This window comes from Thermotoga profunda AZM34c06, from assembly GCF_000828675.1.
Classification (GTDB): Bacteria; Thermotogota; Thermotogae; order Thermotogales; family DSM-5069; genus Pseudothermotoga_B; species Pseudothermotoga_B profunda.
Genome location: NZ_AP014510.1, coordinates 1782579 through 1802415, shown reverse-complemented (window position 1 = coordinate 1802415; position 19837 = coordinate 1782579). Strand labels below are relative to the sequence as shown.

At 39.4% G+C, this 19837-nt stretch carries 19 protein-coding genes; 15 read left to right on the top strand and 4 right to left on the bottom strand.

Annotation, left to right across the window (positions count from 1 at the left end; translation table 11 throughout):
* Positions 1–40 precede the first annotated feature (40 nt).
* The 6 genes from TSP02S_RS08795 to TSP02S_RS08770 all read left to right on the top strand — a co-directional run bounded on the left by TSP02S_RS08795 (position 41) and on the right by TSP02S_RS08770 (position 6580).
* Complete coding sequence (locus TSP02S_RS08795) at positions 41–973, top strand: TAXI family TRAP transporter solute-binding subunit (RefSeq protein WP_041083505.1); 933 nt, start codon at positions 41–43, stop codon at positions 971–973.
* Between the two features lie 6 nt (positions 974–979).
* Complete coding sequence (locus TSP02S_RS08790; protein WP_052465407.1) at positions 980–1450, top strand: DUF1850 domain-containing protein; 471 nt, start codon at positions 980–982, stop codon at positions 1448–1450.
* Between the two features lie 12 nt (positions 1451–1462).
* A complete protein-coding gene (locus tag TSP02S_RS08785; RefSeq protein WP_232503694.1) occupies positions 1463–3439 on the top strand; it encodes a TRAP transporter permease in 1977 nt (658 codons plus the stop codon).
* An 85-nt stretch (positions 3440–3524) separates the two neighbouring features.
* Positions 3525–4487, top strand: coding sequence for a hypothetical protein (locus tag TSP02S_RS08780; protein ID WP_052465406.1), 963 nt, complete (start codon positions 3525–3527; stop codon positions 4485–4487).
* Between the two features lie 81 nt (positions 4488–4568).
* Entirely contained in the window at positions 4569–5522 is a 954-nt protein-coding gene (locus tag TSP02S_RS08775; protein ID WP_041083503.1) for an outer membrane protein assembly factor BamD, read from the top strand.
* Positions 5522–6580 carry a hypothetical protein gene (locus TSP02S_RS08770; RefSeq protein WP_041083501.1) on the top strand — a complete coding sequence of 353 codons (1059 nt, stop codon included), beginning with the start codon at positions 5522–5524 and terminating at the stop codon, positions 6578–6580. Before TSP02S_RS08775 ends, TSP02S_RS08770 begins: the two co-directional genes overlap by 1 nt.
* Positions 6581–6614: 34 nt before the next feature.
* On the opposite strand, the gene TSP02S_RS08765 is transcribed toward TSP02S_RS08770, so the two are convergent.
* Positions 6615–7970, bottom strand: a complete 1356-nt coding sequence (locus tag TSP02S_RS08765; protein WP_041083499.1) for an aminopeptidase — start codon at positions 7968–7970, stop codon at positions 6615–6617.
* A gap of 252 nt (positions 7971–8222) precedes the next feature.
* On the opposite strand from TSP02S_RS08765, the gene TSP02S_RS08760 reads away from it, so the two are divergent.
* Positions 8223–9521 carry an alkaline phosphatase gene (locus TSP02S_RS08760; protein ID WP_041083497.1) on the top strand — a complete coding sequence of 433 codons (1299 nt, stop codon included), beginning with the start codon at positions 8223–8225 and terminating at the stop codon, positions 9519–9521.
* Positions 9522–9544: 23 nt separating this feature from the next.
* Here the strand turns inward: TSP02S_RS08760 and TSP02S_RS08755 are convergent, their stop codons facing one another.
* The 3 genes from TSP02S_RS08755 to TSP02S_RS08745 are packed head-to-tail and all read right to left on the bottom strand — an operon-like array spanning position 9545 to position 10495.
* Positions 9545–9763 carry a DUF5320 domain-containing protein gene (locus TSP02S_RS08755; RefSeq protein ID WP_041083495.1) on the bottom strand — a complete coding sequence of 73 codons (219 nt, stop codon included), beginning with the start codon at positions 9761–9763 and terminating at the stop codon, positions 9545–9547.
* Position 9764: 1 nt separating this feature from the next.
* Positions 9765–10124 (bottom strand): PadR family transcriptional regulator, encoded by a 360-nt coding sequence (locus TSP02S_RS08750; protein WP_052465405.1) that lies wholly within the window; start codon positions 10122–10124, stop codon positions 9765–9767.
* On the bottom strand, positions 10121–10495 hold the full coding sequence (locus tag TSP02S_RS08745) for a NifB/NifX family molybdenum-iron cluster-binding protein (protein WP_052465404.1): 375 nt from the start codon (positions 10493–10495) through the stop codon (positions 10121–10123). Before TSP02S_RS08745 ends, TSP02S_RS08750 begins: the two co-directional genes overlap by 4 nt.
* Positions 10496–10673: 178 nt before the next feature.
* Between TSP02S_RS08745 and TSP02S_RS08740 the strand changes: the two genes are divergently transcribed.
* The 8 genes from TSP02S_RS08740 (at position 10674) to carA (ending at position 19834) form a co-directional block, all read left to right on the top strand.
* Positions 10674–11480, top strand: coding sequence for a flagellin (locus TSP02S_RS08740; protein WP_041083493.1), 807 nt, complete (start codon positions 10674–10676; stop codon positions 11478–11480).
* 481 nt (positions 11481–11961) lie between these two features.
* A complete protein-coding gene (locus TSP02S_RS08735; RefSeq protein ID WP_041083492.1) occupies positions 11962–13221 on the top strand; it encodes an argininosuccinate synthase in 1260 nt (419 codons plus the stop codon).
* A complete protein-coding gene (gene argH, locus TSP02S_RS08730; protein WP_041083490.1) occupies positions 13214–14410 on the top strand; it encodes an argininosuccinate lyase in 1197 nt (398 codons plus the stop codon). Before TSP02S_RS08735 ends, argH begins: the two co-directional genes overlap by 8 nt.
* Positions 14407–15432: an N-acetyl-gamma-glutamyl-phosphate reductase gene (gene argC, locus TSP02S_RS08725; RefSeq protein ID WP_041083488.1), complete on the top strand. Its 1026-nt coding sequence runs from the start codon at positions 14407–14409 to the stop codon at positions 15430–15432. The genes argH and argC overlap by 4 nt, the downstream gene beginning before the upstream one ends.
* Positions 15433–15445: 13 nt before the next feature.
* A complete protein-coding gene (argJ, locus tag TSP02S_RS08720; RefSeq protein ID WP_144380759.1) occupies positions 15446–16645 on the top strand; it encodes a bifunctional glutamate N-acetyltransferase/amino-acid acetyltransferase ArgJ in 1200 nt (399 codons plus the stop codon).
* Positions 16642–17481 (top strand): acetylglutamate kinase, encoded by an 840-nt coding sequence (gene argB, locus TSP02S_RS08715; protein ID WP_041083485.1) that lies wholly within the window; start codon positions 16642–16644, stop codon positions 17479–17481. The genes argJ and argB overlap by 4 nt, the downstream gene beginning before the upstream one ends.
* A gap of 12 nt (positions 17482–17493) precedes the next feature.
* Positions 17494–18669, top strand: a complete 1176-nt coding sequence (locus TSP02S_RS08710; protein ID WP_041083483.1) for an acetylornithine transaminase — start codon at positions 17494–17496, stop codon at positions 18667–18669.
* Positions 18662–19834, top strand: coding sequence for a glutamine-hydrolyzing carbamoyl-phosphate synthase small subunit (carA, locus tag TSP02S_RS08705; protein WP_041083481.1), 1173 nt, complete (start codon positions 18662–18664; stop codon positions 19832–19834). The genes TSP02S_RS08710 and carA overlap by 8 nt, the downstream gene beginning before the upstream one ends.
* Positions 19835–19837: the final 3 nt, after the last annotated feature.

The following is a 19837-nucleotide window of genomic DNA, read 5'->3' as shown; positions in this document are numbered from 1 at the left end:
TTTTCGTGAACTTCACATCTTTCAAGGGGAGGGATAACAAGTGAAAAGATTTGTTGTAGGTTTTCTTTTGGCTGTCCTGGCAATCTCAACCTTCGCTGTGACCTTTTTGACGATCGCGACCGGTGGTACTGCAGGTGTTTACTACCCACTTGGGGCGGCAATGGCAGATATCTGGACGAGAAATTTGAAAAACGTCAACGCTTCGGCTCAGTCAACGGGTGCTTCCGTTGCTAACGTAAATCTTCTGAAAAACAAAGAAGTCGACGTGATCTTTGTGCAAAACGATGTGGTTTACTACGCGTACGCTGGAATAGAACTCTTCAAAGATCAACCATTTAAGGGATTACGTGGATTGGCTACTCTCTATCCAGAAACAATTCAGATCGTCGCTCTTGCTGACAAAGGTATCAACAGTGTTTATGATTTAAAAGGCAAGAGAGTAGCAGTTGGTGCGGCTGGAAGTGGAACGGAAGTGAATGCAAGACATATTTTATTAGCTGCAGGTATCACTTATAACGACATAAAGGTGCAATATCTGAGTTTTGCCGAAGCCGCAGAAAATCTGAAAAATGAAAACATCGATGCAGCTTTTGTGACGGCAGGACATCCAACGGCTGCTATAATCGATGTGTCTGCAGTCAAGAAAATAACCATCGTGCCAGTTGACGAGAAAATCGTTCAGATTTTGCAAAAAAACTACCCATTCTATACAAAGATAATAATCCCTGCAAATACCTATAAAGGTGTTGATAAAGACGTCGAAACAGTAGCAGTTAAGGCTATGTTAGCTGTGAGAGAAGATCTCCCAGCAGATCTTGTTTATGAAATGCTCAAGACATTGTATGCAAATCAAAAAAGACTGATCGAAGCTCATGCAAAAGGTGAAATGATACTCCCAGAAACAGGCAAGGAAGGAATGTCCATACCACTTCACCCAGGGGCCGAAAAGTTCTTTGCGGAAATGGGAATCTAATTTTCGATGCGCTTTTGGTTTATTATTTTGGTATTATTTGCAGCATTTTTGGTGACATTCCGTTTTGAGAAAATACCAGTATTGATCTTGAGTAAAGAAGGAAAGGTGGTTTACACTAAGAAACTTGAAGACGGAAAATTCATATTGACTTTTGTACACTCAGTAGAAAAAACACCTGTTTATGAATTTTACGAAATATTAGGTGATGATACTCTATATCTTTATAAAACTCGTTACAGCTCAATGGGGGCTGGCTTGCCTTTTCAAGCCGAGGGGAGATTTGAAACAAAAAACGGTTTTTTCGAAGCAGAAATCTCCCGAAGATTTAAAGAGATCTCCCTTCGGGTTTCTCCTTTAGATGGTCATGGATTGTTGTTCAAAGACGATAAAGTTATGTTCAAAGATATAGCAAATTCAAATGATTTACTCGTGCTTTCTTGCAAACACTCGATAAATGTAGATTTTAGATTCAAATAAGGGGTGAAGACTTTGGACGAAGAGAAAACTCCAAAGCAGGAAATTCTGGAGGAAAAAGTCTCGGAGGAAGAAGTTCAAAAAGTTTTGGAAAGATACGATAGAGAATCTACTTACAGAAAATACAGAGGTTTTCTTGCAAAAGTCGTTACAGCTATAGCCATAACATTTTCCATTTTTCAGCTTTACACAGCGGCCTTTGGCGTTCTGGATGCAATGATACAGAGATCTATACACCTTACCTTTGGTTTGACATTGATTTATCTACTCTACCCCACAAGAAAAAAATGGCCTAAGGACAAAATTCATTCAGTGGATTTGGCACTCGCCGTATTGGCTCCGATGACAACACTGTACATCGTTTTCAACTACAAAGAACTCGTTTTAAGAGCCGGAACTGTTACAAAACTCGATCTTGTCGTGGGTATCATTGGTATACTTTTGATTCTCGAAGCCGTGAGACGAATCATCGGTTTACCTATGGTAATCGTAGCGAGTGTTTTCATTGTTTATGCGTTATTTGGTCGATATATGCCAGGAATCTTAGCACATAGAGGCACATCTATACAGAGACTGGTTGGCCATCTATTTTATACAACCGAAGGAATCTTTGGAATACCACTTGGTGTTTCAGCAACTTTTGTATTTTTGTTCATACTTTTGGCAGCTTTTCTCGAGAAAACTGGCCTTGGGCAATTGTTCATCGATCTTTCCAATGCATTGGTTGGATGGGCTTCCGGTGGACCTGCGAAGGTTGCTGTCTTTACAAGTGCTCTGGAGGGAACCATTGGCGGTAGCTCGGTTGCTAACACGGTGGGGTCTGGAAGTTTTACGATACCAATGATGAAAAAATTAGGATACAAGCCGGAATTTGCCGCTGCAGTCGAAGCGACTGCCTCGACTGGTGGTCAGATCATGCCGCCTGTCATGGGAGCGGCTGCTTTTCTGATGGCAGAGTTCACAGGTATACCATATGGAAAAATCATTATTGCCGCGATGATCCCTGCCATCTTTTATTTCTTCGCTGTTTGGATGGCCGTTCATTGGGAAGCAAGAAAAATAGGATTAAAGGGTATGTCAAAGGAACAATTGCCAAAGATCGGTAAAGTTCTTCTGGAAAGAGGACATTTGTTGTTGCCATTGATAATCGTATTGTATCTTCTTGTGACTGGTTTTACGCCAGTTCGGGCTGCTTTTTATGCGATAGTGGTATCTGTGATAACCTCGATGATTCGAAAAGGAACCAGGATGAAACTTTCTGATATACCAGCTGCACTTGAAGCTGGTGCAAGAGGTGCTTTGAGTGTTGTCGCAGCCACGGCATGTGCTGGCATAATCATAGGTGTTGTCACAGTAACTGGTATGGGTCTGAAACTCGGGACAGCGCTCGTTGACCTTGCTCAGGGAAATCTCCTGATAACCCTGATTTTCACGATGTTCACGAGTTTAATCTTGGGTATGGGCGTACCAACAACGGCAAATTACGTCATCACATCTACAATTGCAGCACCCGCTCTGTTAAGGCTTGGTGTCTGGGTACTATCTGCACACATGTTCGCCTTTTATTTTGGTGTCATTGCAGATATCACACCCCCTGTTGCACTTGCCGCAATGGCTGGAGCAGGTATAGCAAGATCAGATCCATTCAAGACAGGACTGACCGCAACGAGACTTGGTATAGCTGCGTTTTTGGTCCCCTATGTCTTTGTATATTATCCACAGATATTACTCATCGGTATGAAAAATCCATTATCACTTGTCTGGCCCTTAGCAACTACAGCCTTGGGATTGATAATCTTATCTGGTGGTTTAACTGGTTATTTCTTTGGACGATTGAAAAACTTTGAATCTGTTCTTTACAGTATAGGTGGCATCATGATAGTCTTCCCTGGCCTTGTAACCGACCTAACCGGATTTGTTCTGGTAGGACTGGCTGCTCTGCTACAGACCTTGAGAAAAGGTTGGGTGTCAAGAAAAAATTTGTACACATAGTTTTTTCATGTATAACTACTCAGGGTGACGTGAGTCACCCTTTTATTTTTTGATTTTCTGTCGATATATAGGTCGAGGTGGAAAGATGAAAATAGAAAGTTATTCAATCGACTCGAAGAGCTACTATAGTTTTGAAAAAATTTATGAAAAGAGCGAAAAGTTGCAGGTCTGGTACAACCCACAACAGAGTAACGTACAATCTATCGAACAGCAAAATAGTGAGCCTGTACTAAAACTTTCCGACGAAGAAAAGGCAAAGTTAAGATTAATAAAGTACTTACTTGAAAAACTAACTGGCAAAAAGATCAGATTGTTAGCTTTGGAGCTTTCAGAGAAAAGCGAAAATCTTCAAACTCAAGAAACCCAAAACCTTTCAAATCAACAGGGTTTTGGCTTGATCTACGAAAGCAATGAAAGGTATTCTGAGTCTGAAAAGATGGTTTTTTCAACAAATGGCACTGTCAAAACAAAGGATGGAAGAACGATTGAATTCAGTCTTTCGCTGAAGATGGAAAGATCTCTGTACTTTGAAAAGAACTTCCAGTTGAGATTGGGCGATGCCTTAAAAGATCCACTTGTACTCAACTTTGATAATTTACCGATTAATCTTTCTACAAAGAAGATAAAGTTAGACCTTGATTTGGACGGCGTTTTAGATGAATTCAATGCCCCATCATCAAATCTTGGCTTTTTGGTTTTAGATTTGAATGAAAATGGAAAGGTAGATAGTGGAAGGGAATTGTTCGGACCAAAAACTGGAAATGGTTTCAAAGAACTTTCGAGATACGATGTAGATGGCAATAAGTGGATCGATGAATCAGACCCGATTTTTGCAAAGCTAAAAATTTGGTTCATTGATGAAAATGGAAATGAAAAATTATTCTCACTCAGAGGCATGAATGTCGGTGCCATATATTTGGGATTTGTTCCAACTAAGTTCAACATGTACGATGGCCAAGAAATATCTGGTCAACTTGCATCGAGCAGTGTTTATCTGACAGAGGATGGCCAACCAAAATCGATTCACCAGATCAATTTGAAGGTATAAATCAAAAATCTCAAAAACTGCGGTGATTTCAATCACCGCAGTTTTTGTTATATAATCATAGCAAAGAAAGGGGTGGTTTTCGTGCGGGGAAAGAATTTATTACTGACTTGGATCGTTGTGGTTGTTGGGCTCTTTTTGTCTTCATGTGCTTTCAATTTATTCGCAGATCTTGAACTTCAAAATCTCCTGTCTTCTGGTACAACAGATCAAAAGTTAAGTGCGGCAGAAGGTGCTTTGAGTAGTAAGAACTACGACAAAGCAATAGCGTTGGCAGGTTCTGTTTTGAATGATGAACTTGATTTAGAACTAACCAATGAACAATTGATGAAATTACTCGACTCAACAAGTACACTTTATGATTTTGCCAAAGCTTTGTATGATAAAAAAGATGAACTAACCGATCAAGCGATAGAAGCTGTTAAGATATTGATTCAAGCTGCCGCAGAAAAATCTGGTAAGAGCCTGACAGATGTCATCTCTGATTTGGAGGATATCGCCCAAGAATTAGGGTTGGATCTATCAAAGATCATGCCGAAGTCTAAAAATGGCAATGGAGAAGATTTCTGGCAGATAGTTGAAACCAATGCAGGAACAGTTGTTTCAATTCTCGCATCTTTCATAGACAATACTGAACTTCTCAAACTCTTGACCAGTGGTTATTACATACTCGCCACAGCTACACAGACTGAAGATTCAAGTCCAATGTACGCTGGTTTCTGTATGTGGTACGATCTATGTTACATGCTCAACTTGGTATTTGACATAAATAACGACGGAAAGGTCACAGATGAGAATTTAGTCAAAGCGGCAATAACAAATCCAGCATCTTTCACAGAACTTGCTTCTGACACAACAAGCGGTTTGTATCAAGATGAAAAAGCATGTGATGAATTCATCTGGGCTTATGAAATCATGCAAGATGTATTTGAAATATTGAATATAGAGATGAGCTTACCAACTACACCAGCAACCAATGATTTGTATAATGCTGAAAAATTACAAGATCTGTTTGATATTCTGGGCGGTGGTGCATGATGAAGAAATTTGCCATCTTTATACTTTTGATAGTCACTTTTGTAGGATTTTCATACCAATGGGAGGTTTTCCCGGGGTTTTTCAAGCCCATTGACAGTTTAGCAATGGGCAGCATTTACACGACAACTGCAGAAGGTATTAATGCTTTGATACTCAATCCGGCTTTGTATACACCTGGTTTTGAGTTGATTGTCTCCCCTGGACTTTCAAACAACATCGCCGAGATCTCAAAATTGTTTCCCTATATTTCTAATCCAGCTTCTATAACAGATCTTGCCACAGATACTGAACTTTTGACGGCGATTCAAGGTGTTCACAACTACGATTTAAATTTAGCTGCTGGATACGGCGCAAAGATAGGTAATTTTGTGGTTGGTGGTATGGGAGCTTTTCAAGCAACAGCATTTTGGAATCTTTCTTTGATGAATCTTAACAAAGTAGAACTTGGAGCATGGATGGATTATTTTGGTGTTGTTGGTGGGGCAATGAAGTTTGAAAATCTCAGAGTAGGTGCTTCTGTTGGAGGAGGTATGGCCGGTTTTATCATACCTGCGACCGGCACGGAATTTCCTGCCACTGTTAATTTAATGGGTTCAGATCCATTCGAAGGTATATTGCCAGATGATCTTTCTAAGATTTTCACCAATATAAATCAACCATTCTTCATAACAAGCGCTGGTATAGCTTATGATATAAACAATTTCAGACTCGGTTTGAGCTTTTTTGCGAACTTCAATGATGTTCTCACAGGTGGTCCAAGGTATGTCCTTTCAACCGGTGCATCCTACACCTGGCAATTCTTGACAGTAGCTGCAGAGCTTGAAGATCTTTTGAATCAAGAAAAAACAATTTTGAGAAAAATCAACCTTGGTTTGAGAACTGATTTTGGTTTTGTCAAATTGTATGGTGGTCTACACGCAGGATGGCTCACAGGTGGTGTAAAACTCGATATACCTTTTGTAAAGATAGGTTTTGCGGCATATGTTTGTGAATATTCAGCATACGCAGGTTTAATGGGTGAACCAAGGTTTGTTCTAAGTTTCGATACCAAGTTCTGAAAGATCAAAAAAGGGGACCGAAAGGTCCCCTTTTTCAACTGAGCTTTTCAAGTAATGTCTTGTAGGCTTTATAGGTTTCAAATAAATCTGCTTTTGAAACCAATTCGAAAGGTGAGTGCATTCCAAGCAAGGCAGGCCCCATGTCTAAAACACAAGCTCCTTTTTCCGCCAGGAATTTTGCCACCGTTCCTCCTCCACCACGATCGACCTTACCCATCGTCGCAACTTGCCAGACAATGCCCTCTTGGTTCAAAACCTTTCTAACTTTGGCAACAAACTCTGCGTGTGCTTCATTCGAACCAGATTTTCCGCCACTACCTGTATATCTAACAAGTCCTATACCATACCCAACCCTTGCTGCATTCTCAAGATCGTGGACTTCTTTAAACATTGGATCTACTGCAGGGCATACATCTGCAGAGATAATAGAAGTTTTTGCAAAAAGTTCATCTATACCAAGAGATGTATCTGTACAACCTTGTAATTTGAGTAGTTTTTTCAGAAATGCCACATAGAAATTGGCTTTTGCTCCGGCATTACCTTCGCTACCGATCTCTTCTCTGTCAAAAAGCATCACGCCACATGAACGCACGGGGTTTTTAACATCTATCAACCCCCTTAGAGCTGTATAACCACATATTCTGTCGTCATGACCATAAGCACCCAAAAGACTTTCATCAAGACCGACACTTCTTGTTTTCAAAGCCGGTACGAGTTCAAATTCGCCACTGACAAAGTCTTCTTCTGTCAGATCATATTTATCTTTTAAGATTTTGAGGATATGGGTTTTAACTGCTTCTTTTTCTTGACCAGAAAGAGGTATTGTACCGAGTACAATTGATAGTTTTTCTGCGTCGAATTTTTTGCTAACAAGTGCATCTTCTTTGTCAAGGTGTGGTAATAAATCTGGTGCAACAAAAACTGGATCGTCTTTGCACTGACCAAGGTGGATCTCTACAACCTCACCGGTATCTTTCACAACATAGCCATGCAACTCCAAGGGTAAACTGAACCATTGATATTTCTTTACGCCGCCATAGTAATGTGTCCTTGCAAGGGCAATCTTTTCTTCTTCAAAAATAGGTTGTGGTTTGAAATCAAGCCTGGGTGCATCAATGTGTGCCGCAACCAGGTTTAACCCGTTTTCGAGTTTCCCGACTAATCTAACAGCTATCAAAGATTTGCCACGGTTGACTGCATAAACTTTGTCCGTTGTTCCATCAAAACGTTCCATAGGTACAAAACCAGCTTCTTGAAGCATCAAAACAGATTCTTTGATAGCCATTCTCTCAGTTCTTGCCAGATCCATGAATTTTGCATAGTCTTTACTGAAGGACTCGATTTGATTTCGATCTCTGACAGACCACAGATTTTTCGGTGAAAATTTCACGATTCCAGCACCTCCCTTTCTTAACTATAATGAATGTTATCACAAAGAAAGAGAAAAACCATTAGTACAAATGTCTCAAAATTTAGTCATCATTAATAACAAAACTTCTTCAATCACCACAGTGAATACAAAATTCAATGAAGATTTCTTTATATTTCTTCACAGATCTTAGAAATCACGAAGTTATAAATAAAACAGACCAAGAGATACAGGCAGATGGTCAAACCAATTCATAATTAAGGAGGTGTATGTATGAAGAAGGTTCTTGTTGTACTGGTGATTCTCATTTCCAGTATCTACACTCTTGCCATTAACGTGATATTTCTCATCGGCGATGGTATGTCAATGAATCAATTGGCTCTTGCAAGTATGCTCGAAAACAAGGTCTTAGAGATCATGAAGTTTTCCCACACTGGTATAACATTAACTTATTCGGCAGATTCTTGGGTGACAGATTCTGCACCAGCTGGAACTGCGCTGGCATCAGGATTCAAAACCCTGAATGGAGCTATAGGAATTCTTCCAAACAAAGAGATCGTTTATTCTATGATGGAGTTAGCAAAAGGACTTGGTTACAAAACAGGAATTGTTGTCACCTGTAGGGTGACTCACGCAACACCCGCGGCTTTTTATGGTCATGTGATGAACAGGGATGATGAACTCGTTCTGGCAAAACAACTATCAGAAGCAGATATCGATGTAATCTTTGGTGGAGGTTATTCCTATTTTTTACCAGAATCTAAGGGTGGTAGAAGGAAAGATGGTGAAGATTTGATCGAAAAGATGGTCAAACAAGGCTATCGATATTTAACAAAAAAGAGCGAGCTCGACAGTATCAAAGACGAAAAGGTACTTGGTCTTTTTGCACCATCTCATCTTGAGCCAGTGACAGACAGACCTGCCGAACAACCTACTTTGGATATCATGACGAAAAAGGCAATTGAGATCCTCTCTAAATCTGGTGAAGATTTCATATTGATGGTTGAGGGATCGCAAATAGATTGGGAAGCTCATGCCAATGATTTTTATGGGGTTTGGAAAGAAGTAATCGAATTCGACAAAGCAGTTAAGGTTGCCATTGATTTTGCCGGACAAAATGGTAACACACTCGTAGTTGTTACAGGAGATCATGAAACAGGAGGGCTCTCGCTCTCAAAAGGTGATTACTCTATCCTTGTTGACCAAGCCAGAAAGGCAAAGGGAACTACAACTATGTTCTTGAAAAAATTCAAGATTGAAGAAAAAGAAAAATTCATAGCTGGATTGAAGGAATGGTATGGAATAGATATCTCAGATCAAGAATATGAATCTCTGAGAAAAACCACAACAGGTGAATTAAGGCGTGAGCTCGCGAGATTTGTAAGTAGCAAAGTGGGTTTTGGTTGGACGACTTTTGATCATACAGCAGCTCCAGTTCCAGTGTATGCCTTTGGACCTGGCGCGAATTATTTCACTGGAGTGATGGACAACACAGATGTTGCAAAACTGATAATGAAAATCTCTGGCATTACAACAGCTACATTCCCTAAGATCGGTATCACTGGTAAATAAAAAGCCCCCAAAGTGGGGGCTTTTCAATTCTGAGTCTCCAATGTCTTGATTCTTTCCTCGATCCATTTTAATTCTTCTTTGAGCATCTCAGATCTTTCCTTGAGATAACTGAGTTCGTCTTGTTTTGTTGGGACACAAAAGCCAAAGGAACCCAGATAAAGACACTTTGGTCTTCCTTTACCTACATATGGCCATGGTGGAACTTCACCTACAAAACATCTTCTAAAGCCATAACCATACATATTACTCACCTCCTCTGGCTATATCGATAATCTTTTGTATTAATTGGATATTCTCTGTCACAGTTGAACACCAGTTTTTCAAGAAATCTTCACCAATTTTTGTGATCGAGTAAACTCTTCTTGCCGGTCCATTTGTTTGTACATCCCAATTTGAACTCACCAAACCTTGTATTTCCATAGCCCTCAGCGTTCTATATAGAATACTGGGATGAAAAAAAGAGAGATTCAAACCAATTTCGGAAAATTTTTCGAGCAATGAATAGCCATGAGTTGGTTCTTTCTTTAAAATAGCCAATATCGCAGGTATCAAAAGATCCGTACCAATAAAACCATGCATACACCTTCTGAATCTTCCCTTCATTCGTGATGCCCTCCATGTGATGAGTGGGTACAACCACGGTCGAGTTTCTGAAGTTCGTTGTTTTTGTAATCTCGAATGGCTCCTTCTACATTGTCAGCGTATGTTCTGAAAACCGATACCCCCGCTTGCTCAAAAGCTTGTAAAGCACCCGGACCAATCTCTTGAACTATGAGTACAGTTGGGTTCAAAGCAAGCAAGAAATCTTTGGGTTTTCCACTGCCACCAAAGTGATCGCTTGTGTTTTGCATTCTTTCAATGGTTATAACATTCCCATGTTCGTCCAACTCAACAACAGCAAAATACGGTGCTCTACCAAAATGTGATGAAATAATCGAGCCATCGACGGTAGGTATAACTATTTTTTTGTTCATTCAATCACCTTCCCTTGTGGAATTTCTATAAAAAATTTTAGCATATATGTGCAAATTATCAATAGATACTATTGTAAAATATAAACCACCTTTGATTCACGTGATTTTAGGTATTTTTTCAATAACTTCTTGCACTTTGTTGAAATTTTGGTATAATTAGAATTAGGGGCGATGGTTCATGAGAATAAATGACGTGACAGGTATGTGGGCAGCGAGGTATTTAGAATTTCTCCAAAATCAACAGAGAATCTTTTCTCAGCAAATATCACAAGCTCAGATACCTTTCAGCACAAATATATCTGCATCTGTGATCTCTGAAAAACTCCGTGCACAATTGAAGGGTTATGAAAGATCGATGTACGATGTATATAACGCTATAGGCATGATGAATGTCGCAGAAGGTGGACTGAATTCAATAACTGCGAATCTTCAGAGAATGAGAGAGTTAGCGGTTCAGGCATCAAATTCTACACTGAACGAATCCGATCGAAGTGCCTTACAAAGAGAATTCGAACAACTCCAACAACAGATAAATAAAACATCTCAACAAACACAATACAACAACATCTCCGTATTAGCAGGAGAAGTAAAAAACTTTCAAGTACAGACCGGTCCGAACGAAGGACAGAATATGTCCATCACAATAGGTACAATCAATACCCAAACTCTTGGCGTAGAAAGATTGAATCTGAACACTGTACAAGATGCGCAGAATACCATAAAGCAAATCGATAAAGCACTTGAACAGGTCAGTAACACCAGAAACTACATAGGTGCAACAACTAACAGACTTACTTCTGCAGCAAGAGAACTTTCAAACACCATGGTTAACGTCACCTCGAGTGTGAGCACCTTGACAGATACAGATATGGCAAGAACTATGATGGAGTTCATAAAATCACAGTTACTGACACAATCTACAACGAGTATGCTGAGCCATTCTAACTTATCCCGTTTAGCAGTGCTCAGAATACTCGGTGCCTGAAAATTTTGTTGCAATCAACACGGGGGGCAACCAAAAGGTTGCCCCTTTTTGTTCATATCTATAGGTATTGTGAATGGATATGTTTTGCTATATGTGTTCACAGGCTCTGAACAATGAAGCATGTACAAAAATAGAATTTTGCGGCAAAAATCCAACAGTAACAGGGCTTCAAGACAATCTCATGTGTATATTAACGGTATATTGGTATATTATTCTTGAAATTCTATCAAAATCTATTGACAAGGTTGACTTTTGTTGGTATCATACTTGCAAAGAATTTTGTGGAGGTTTGTCTGTGAGATCGATCGAGATTCAACTGTGGGCAAAAAAATTCAATGAGCAAGTTGTTTTGAGTATAGTCAGACGGACCAAGTGCCGGTGGGTGCTAAATGGCGCTTAGTCCGTTTTTGGTTTTATAGCACCCACACGGCCATATCAGAAATGATATGGCCGTTTTTTTAGCAGAAAGGGGGAAATGATCATGGGAGAAAAATTGGTACTTGCTTACAGTGGTGGTTTGGATACTTCAGTGATACTCAAATGGCTTTGTGAAAAAGGTTTTGAAGTAATTGCTTATGTGGCGAATGTCGGACAACAAGATGACTTTGACCAGATAAAAAAGAAGGCTTTACTAACAGGTGCGAAAAAGGTTTACATTGAAGATCTCAGAAAAGAATTTGTCACCGATTTTATCTTCATGGCGCTCATGGGAAATGCAATTTACGAAGGAAGGTATTTACTTGGTACATCGCTTGCAAGACCTTTAATAGCCAAAAGGCAAGTTGAGATAGCCAATATAGAAAACGCTCAATACGTTGCCCACGGTGCCACGGGAAAGGGTAACGACCAAGTGAGATTTGAACTGACTTATGCTGCACTTGCTCCACATCTGAAAATCATCTCTCCTTGGAAAGACCCAGAATTTCTTACGCAGTTCAAAGGAAGGACAGATTTGATAAATTACGCAAAACAAAAGGGTATACCAATTAAAGCGAGTATTGAAAAACCTTATAGTGAAGATGAAAATCTCATGCACATATCTCATGAAGCGGGAATGCTTGAGGATCCTTCAAAAAGAACTGATGAATCTGTTTTCAACAGAACGGTTTCACCAAAAGATGCACCAGATCGCGAGACGCTTTTAGAGATTCATTTCAAAAATGGATTACCGGTAAAGGTAGTCAATCTTGAAGATGGTACACAAAAACAAGATCCACTTGAACTCTTTGAGTATTTGAACAAAATAGGCGCACAAAACGGTGTTGGAAGAGTGGATATGGTTGAAAACAGATTCATTGGCATAAAATCACGTGGAGTTTATGAGACACCGGGTGCGACAATTCTTTGGATTGCTCATAGAGATCTCGAAGGCATAGCAATGGATAAAGAAGTTATGCATTTGAGAGATATGTTGATCCCAAAATTTTCTGAGTTGATATACAACGGTTTTTGGTTTTCTCCAGAGATGGACTTTTTACTCGCTGCGTTCAAAAAATCTCAAGAAGCAATCGATGGGGTTGTGACCGTTTCTATCTACAAAGGTAATGTGATGCCGATAAGTAGATACTCACCTACATCGCTTTACGATCAGAATCTCTCCAGCATGGATGTCGAAGGTGGATTTGATTCGACAGATTCGAAAGGCTTCATAAATATTCATTCGATTAGACTGAAGGCTCACAATCTTGTGCTCAAAGAAAAAGATCCCTTTGCATGGAGAAAGGAGATAAAAAATGTCTGAGAAGTTATGGCAAAAGGGATATGAGCTGGACAGATTTGTTGAAAAATTCACCGTTGGTAAGGACTATATAGTGGATGTGAAACTGATCAATTACGATATAGTGGCTTCCATCGTTCATGCAAAAATGCTTTCGAAGATGGGATATATCACACATGAAGAATTTAAGCAAATAGAAAGTGTATTAAAAGAACTGGCGGATCTTGTTAAAAAAGGAAGTTTTCAGATAAAACAGGAAGATGAAGATTGTCACACTGCGATCGAGAATTTCTTGATTCAAAAACTTGGCGATACTGGGAAGAAGATCCATACTGCAAGATCAAGAAACGACCAGATTCTGACAGCATTGAGACTCTTTTACAAAGATCAACTGAAAGAGATTCAGGAGTTAACAGAAAAACTCATCAAAGCCACTGAGAATTTTTCAAAAAAATATGGAAAAGTGAGTTTTGCTGGATTTACCCACACGAGAAAAGCGATGCCAACTGATTTTCACACTTGGTCGATGGCGCTACACGATGCACTCAAGGACGATCTGAGTATTCTCAAAATGACCTATAGGTTGATCGATCAATCACCTCTGGGTACAGGTGCAGGATATGGAATACCAATTTTGGTAGACAGAGAATTCATTGCAAGAGAACTTGGGTTCAAAAAAATTCAACAGAACCCTATATACACACAACTCAGCAGGGGAAAATTTGAATATCTCATACTGCATAGCCTTTCACAAATCAGTTATGATCTGAACAGATTTGCGAGTGAGATCGTCTTCTTTTCCCTGCCAGAGATTGGATATATTGTCTTACCAAAAGAACTGTGCACGGGAAGTTCTATAATGCCTCAAAAACTCAATCCCGATCCTTTGGAGCTTGTCAGAGCTTACCACAACAGAATTGTCTCGAAGATGATCGAATGTGTGACGATTCCATCTAACTTGATAACAGGCTATCACAGAGATCTTCAGTTACTCAAAGAAACAATGATAGAAGGCTTCCAGATTGTGAAAGACATCATCGTTGTAATGCAAATAGTCTTTGAAAAACTACAAGTAGACGAAAACAGATGTTCCAAAAGTTTGACTGATGATGTCATGGCAACACACAAAGTCTACGAGCTTGTGAAACAAGGTGTGCCATTCAGAGATGCTTATAAGAAGATCGCACAAAAATTCGGTGGTGATGAAAAATGAGAAGAGTAAGAGTTGGGATAATTGGAGCGACTGGCTATACTGGATTAGAGCTTGTCAGGATCCTGAAGGGTCACCCATACGTCGATATAACCTACCTTGCTTCGAAGAATTTTGCTGGAAAATCGATGGATCAAGTTTATCCATTCACGATGGAAAAAATTTTGCTTGAAGAAATCAACACTGATAAGATCAAGAGCAACTGTGATGTTCTTTTCACTGTATTGCCTTCAGGTGCGAGCTATGAACTCACCAAGGAAGTTGGTGCGGTTAAAGTTATCGATCTTGGTGCAGATTTGAGATTTGACGATCCGTCCATTTACGAAAAGTGGTATTCGAAGAAGCTCATAGGTTACGAAAAAAATAATAGAGCATATGGATTAGTTGAACTGTACAGGAATGAAATCAAACGAGTTAGTTTTGTAGGAAATCCTGGGTGCTATCCAACATGTGTCTTACTATCCTTGGCTCCTATTTTAAAAGAAGGCTTTCTGTGTGAAAGTGAAATCTTTGTAGATGCCAAATCGGGTGTTTCAGGGGCTGGCAGAAGGGAAGAAGCTGAATACTCTTTTTGTGAAATCGATGAATCTTTAAAAGCCTATAACCCAGTTACTCACAGACATGTACCTGAGATGGAAGAACAGATGAAAAGACTGTCTAATAAAGATATCGCCGTAACCTTTGTGCCTCACTTAGTTCCGATGATCAGGGGTATTTTGAGTACTGTTTATGTCAAATCAAATTTGAGTACAGAGGAAGCATATGCACTCTACTGTGAATTTTACAAAGAAGAGAAATTCATTCACGTACTCAAGCCAGGTATATATCCATCAACCAAGTGGAGTTATGGTTCAAACCATTTCTTTGTTTCTTTTGCAAAAGATGAACGTACAAATACTTTGATCCTGATAGGTGTTCTGGACAATCTTGTTAAAGGTGCATCTGGTCAAGCGGTACAAAATATGAATCTTCTTTTTTCTTTGCCAGAAGATAGTGGGCTTGAATTTAATCCAATCTATCCATGAAAGGAGGTAGATGATGGTTTTAAATGTTCCAAGAGGCTTCAAGTTTGTGGGGATAAACTGTGGAATAAAAAAGTGTAAAAAAGATCTTGCCATAGCTTATTCAGAAAAAGAATGCACAGCCTATGGCATGTTCACAACTAATGTAGTCAAAGCCGCACCAGTGATATACGACAAAGAATTGCTCGCCAGAAATCCTAAAGGCATAAGAGCGATTGTGGTAAACAGTGGAAATGCCAATGCTTGTACAGGCGAAGGTGGGATGAAAAACACACTAAAGATGGCAAAAAAGGTGGCAGAAAAACTCGGATTTACCCAAGACAGTGTTCTTGTTTCATCTACAGGTGTGATCGGTGTACAGCTTCCTATTGAAAAAATAGAGAGTGGTATAGAAAGAGCCGTTAATTTACTAACAGATGATCCAATACAGTTTGCAGAGGCAATAATGACGACGGATACGGCGATCAAGTTGAGTTACAGAGAGATAGAAATAGGTGGTAAAAACGTCAGAATTCTTGGGATTGCCAAAGGATCTGGAATGATCCATCCAAATCTTGCTACGATGCTCTCGTTTATCTTCACCGATGCAAAGATTTCATACAATGCTTTGAAGATGTCGTTGAGAAATTCTGTAGACAAAAGTTACAACATGATCGATGTGGATAGAGATACCAGTACCAACGACAGTGTAATAATACTTGCCAATGGGCTTGCGGAAAACAAGGAGATCGTTGAAAACACGAAAGAGTATGAAGATTTTTGTAAGACACTCGATGAAGTCAACATCGAACTCGCTAAAAAAATCGTTGAGGATGGTGAAGGTGCGACAAAACTCATTCAAGTCGAGGTAATTAACGCGCCGAGTGAAGAGATAGCAAGAAAGATTGCAAGGAGTATTATTTCATCGAATCTCGTAAAGACGGCTATCTATGGCGAAGACGCAAATTGGGGAAGGATCATAGCAGCAGCGGGATATTCCGGAGCAGTCTTCGATGTTTCAATGGTAGATTTACGTCTATCGAATGAACAGGAAGATTTGATGGTTTTTGAGAAAGGTCAGGGTGTTCTATTCGATGAAAACGTTGCAAAGCGAATCTTGTGTTCCACCAAAGTTTTCTTGGTGTTTGATATGAATTGCGGAAATGCCCAGGCAGTTGCCTGGGGGTGTGATTTGACTGAAAAATATGTACAGATCAATGGGAGGTATCGAACATGAAAAAAGAAAAAATGCAGGTTCTTTTTGATATTCTGCCTTATTTGAAAGAATTCCATGGAAAGATCTTCGTGGTAAAAGTCGGTGGTAATGTGGTTGAAAATGAAGATTCAAGAAAATCCTTTGCTCAGAGCATTGCCATTTTGAAATATATGGGAATAAAGCCTGTTGTGGTGCATGGCGGAGGACCGGAGATAACTCAGATGATGAATCAACTTGGAATGAAGGTTGCTTTCAGTAACGGCTATAGGGTCACAGACGATAAAACTATGCATGTGGTAGAAATGGTGCTTGGAAAGATAAACAAAGATATAGTGATGAGTATAAACATGCAAGGGACAATGGCAGTTGGTATATCTGGCAAAGATGCAAATTTGCTATTTACTCGGAAAGATTTGAGCAATGGTGACATAGGTTATGTTGGAAAAATAGAAAGAGTCAACGCAGAACTTATACAAACTTTTCTTGAAAAGAATTACACACCGGTGATAGCACCAATAGGCTTTGGTGAAGACGGAAAATCGTACAACATCAATGCCGATATCGCGGCTTCCGAGATCGCAAAAAGTCTTTGTGCGGAGAAACTCATACTTCTCACAGACGTAGATGGTGTTTTCAAAGATGGTAAATTAATCAGCTATCTCACAAAAAAAGATGCGCAGAATTTGATAGACAGCAAAGTTGTAGAGGGTGGCATGATACCAAAGATTCAATGCGCAATCAATGCCATAGAAGCTGGGATTAAAAGTGTCCACATAATAAATGGAAATTGCCAATTTTCGTTATTATCAGAGATTTTTACGTTGGAAGGCGTCGGAACGATGATCAAAAACGATTAAAGAGGTGAGAAAATGACTAAAGATTATTTAATGAACACATACAGTAGATTTGAGATCGTGCTTGATCATGGGAAAGGTGCATTGGTTTGGGATAAAGATGGCAAATCCTATCTTGATTTTGCTGCCGGCATTGCCGTGAACGTTCTTGGACACTCACATCCAAAATTAGTTTCAACCATCAGAGAACAGGCAAAAAAATTGATTCATTGTTCAAATCTCTATTGGACAGAACCTCAGATGAAACTCGCTGAAATCTTGTCTAAGAATTCCATGGGTGGCAGGGTCTTTTTTGTAAATAGTGGTACAGAAGCAAACGAAGCCGCGATAAAATTGGCGAGAAAATATGGGAAAAAATTTTCTCCTGATAAATACAAGATCTTATCTGCATTTGATTCTTTTCATGGAAGAACATATGGTTCTTTGAGCGCAACGGCTCAACCAAAATATCAAAAGGATTTCACACCTCTTGTCGATGGATTTGAATACTTTGAGTACAACAATATCGATTCTCTGAATTCAAAGATCTCTGAACAATTTTGTGCAGTAATTATTGAACCCATTCAAGGTGAGAGTGGAATCATTCCTGCTAATAAGAATTTTCTCAAAGCGATTAGAAAGATTTGTGATGAGTACAATGCATTATTGATCTTTGATGAAGTCCAGTGTGGTATGGGAAGAACTGGAAAATTGTTTGCTTACCAACATTACGATGTAGAGCCAGACATTCTCACGGTGGCAAAAGGTCTTGGTGGTGGCATACCGATTGGTGCGGTTGTCGCAAACGAAAAGGCCGATGTCTTTGAACCATCAGACCACGGTTCAACCTTTGGAGGTAATCCACTCGCCTGTAGTGCTGGAATAACTGTGATGAATGAGCTTTTAAATGAGGGTTTTCTTGAAAAAGTAGATGAACTTGGAGATTTTTTGAAAAAAGAACTTGAGAAGATGAGAAGAAGTTATCCACAGAAGATAAAGGACATAAGAGGTATCGGATTGATGATCGGGATAGAACTGAACAAAATCAAGGCAAAAGATTTTGCAAATAAATGTGTCGAGAGTGGGCTGTTGGTAGCCGTAGCCGGTAATAATACGATCAGGTTATTACCTCCTTTAATAATCAAGAAAAAACAGATCAATGAAGCTGTTCAGATCATTGGAAAAGTTCTGGAGGAGTTTAAAGATGAATAAAGCCCTATTGGTTCTTGAGGATGGGAGTTATTTCTATGGGAATAGTTTTGCAAGCGACGGAGAAACCTTTGGAGAACTCGTCTTTAATACCGCGATGACGGGATATCAGGAGGTATTGACAGATCCATCTTATAATGGCCAGATCGTCGTGATGTCTTATCCTGAAATTGGAATCTATGGGATAAACGATGAAGATTTTGAATCAAATGGAATCAAGGTTGCGGGATTTGTTGTCTATCGAAGCGTTAAAGATCCATCAAACTACAGATCGACTAAATCCTTTGTTGATTACTTAAAAGAAAACAATATAGTCGCTATCGAAGGTGTTGATACAAGAATGCTCATAAAAAAAATCAGAGATAGGGGAGTTGTAAAAGGAGCGATATCCACAAAAGATTTGAGTGTAGATTCATTATTCAAGAGATTAAAACAACAAAATGATCTGGACAGTATAGACCTTGTCAAAGGAGTTTCAGTCGATACAGTTAAAAATTCTCAAAATAACTCCGAATGGCGTGTAGCGCTGGTAGATTGTGGTTCCAAGGAGGGGATAATAAGAGAATTAAAAAAATTAAATGCCGATGTAATCACAGTACCATATACTATAGACTTTGAAGATCTTAAGAAACTCAACGTTGATGGTGTTTTTATCTCGAATGGTCCTGGAAATCCAGCGATCCTTAAGAAAACGATTCTTCTGGTGAGAAATGTTCTTGAAAACAGGATACCACTTGCTGGGATATGTCTTGGGCATCAGTTAATAGCACTTGCAATTGGTGGAAAAACCTACAAAATGAAGTTTGGCCACAGAGGAATCAATCATCCTGTGAAAGATCTTGAGACACAAAAGATTTTGATCACCACTCATAACCATGGCTTTGCTGTCGATCCAGAGAGTATTGGAATATATGGAATGACCAACAAAGAACAAAACCCTGATTTTGTTTTCAATAACATAGACAAATTCAAGGATCTTATCGGTATGACTTCAGAAGGTTTTAGAGTGAAAATCACTCACATTTCATTGAATGATGGTACGATCGAGGGCATAAAATTATTAGACTATCCAGTATTATGCGTGCAGTATCATCCAGAAGCATCTCCAGGTCCTCATGATGCAAAAGAATTTTTCAGAGATTTTCTGAAGACAGTTTTTTCGAGGTGATTA

Excerpts from the sequence above, each read along its gene's own strand:
- TSP02S_RS08790 (WP_052465407.1), top strand. The coding sequence starts at position 980 with ATGCGCTTTTGGTTTATTATTTTGGTATTATTTGCAGCATTTTTGGTG.
- TSP02S_RS08780 (WP_052465406.1), top strand. The coding sequence starts at position 3,525 with ATGAAAATAGAAAGTTATTCAATCGACTCGAAGAGCTACTATAGTTTT.
- TSP02S_RS08770 (WP_041083501.1), top strand. The coding sequence starts at position 5,522 with ATGAAGAAATTTGCCATCTTTATACTTTTGATAGTCACTTTTGTAGGA.
- TSP02S_RS08760 (WP_041083497.1), top strand. The coding sequence starts at position 8,223 with ATGAAGAAGGTTCTTGTTGTACTGGTGATTCTCATTTCCAGTATCTAC.
- TSP02S_RS08755 (WP_041083495.1), bottom strand. The coding sequence starts at position 9,763 with ATGTATGGTTATGGCTTTAGAAGATGTTTTGTAGGTGAAGTTCCACCA.
- TSP02S_RS08750 (WP_052465405.1), bottom strand. The coding sequence starts at position 10,124 with ATGAAGGGAAGATTCAGAAGGTGTATGCATGGTTTTATTGGTACGGAT.
- TSP02S_RS08745 (WP_052465404.1), bottom strand. The coding sequence starts at position 10,495 with ATGAACAAAAAAATAGTTATACCTACCGTCGATGGCTCGATTATTTCA.
- TSP02S_RS08740 (WP_041083493.1), top strand. The coding sequence starts at position 10,674 with ATGAGAATAAATGACGTGACAGGTATGTGGGCAGCGAGGTATTTAGAA.
- TSP02S_RS08735 (WP_041083492.1), top strand. The coding sequence starts at position 11,962 with ATGGGAGAAAAATTGGTACTTGCTTACAGTGGTGGTTTGGATACTTCA.
- argH (WP_041083490.1), top strand. The coding sequence starts at position 13,214 with ATGTCTGAGAAGTTATGGCAAAAGGGATATGAGCTGGACAGATTTGTT.
- argC (WP_041083488.1), top strand. The coding sequence starts at position 14,407 with ATGAGAAGAGTAAGAGTTGGGATAATTGGAGCGACTGGCTATACTGGA.
- argJ (WP_144380759.1), top strand. The coding sequence starts at position 15,446 with ATGGTTTTAAATGTTCCAAGAGGCTTCAAGTTTGTGGGGATAAACTGT.
- argB (WP_041083485.1), top strand. The coding sequence starts at position 16,642 with ATGAAAAAAGAAAAAATGCAGGTTCTTTTTGATATTCTGCCTTATTTG.
- TSP02S_RS08710 (WP_041083483.1), top strand. The coding sequence starts at position 17,494 with ATGACTAAAGATTATTTAATGAACACATACAGTAGATTTGAGATCGTG.
- carA (WP_041083481.1), top strand. The coding sequence starts at position 18,662 with ATGAATAAAGCCCTATTGGTTCTTGAGGATGGGAGTTATTTCTATGGG.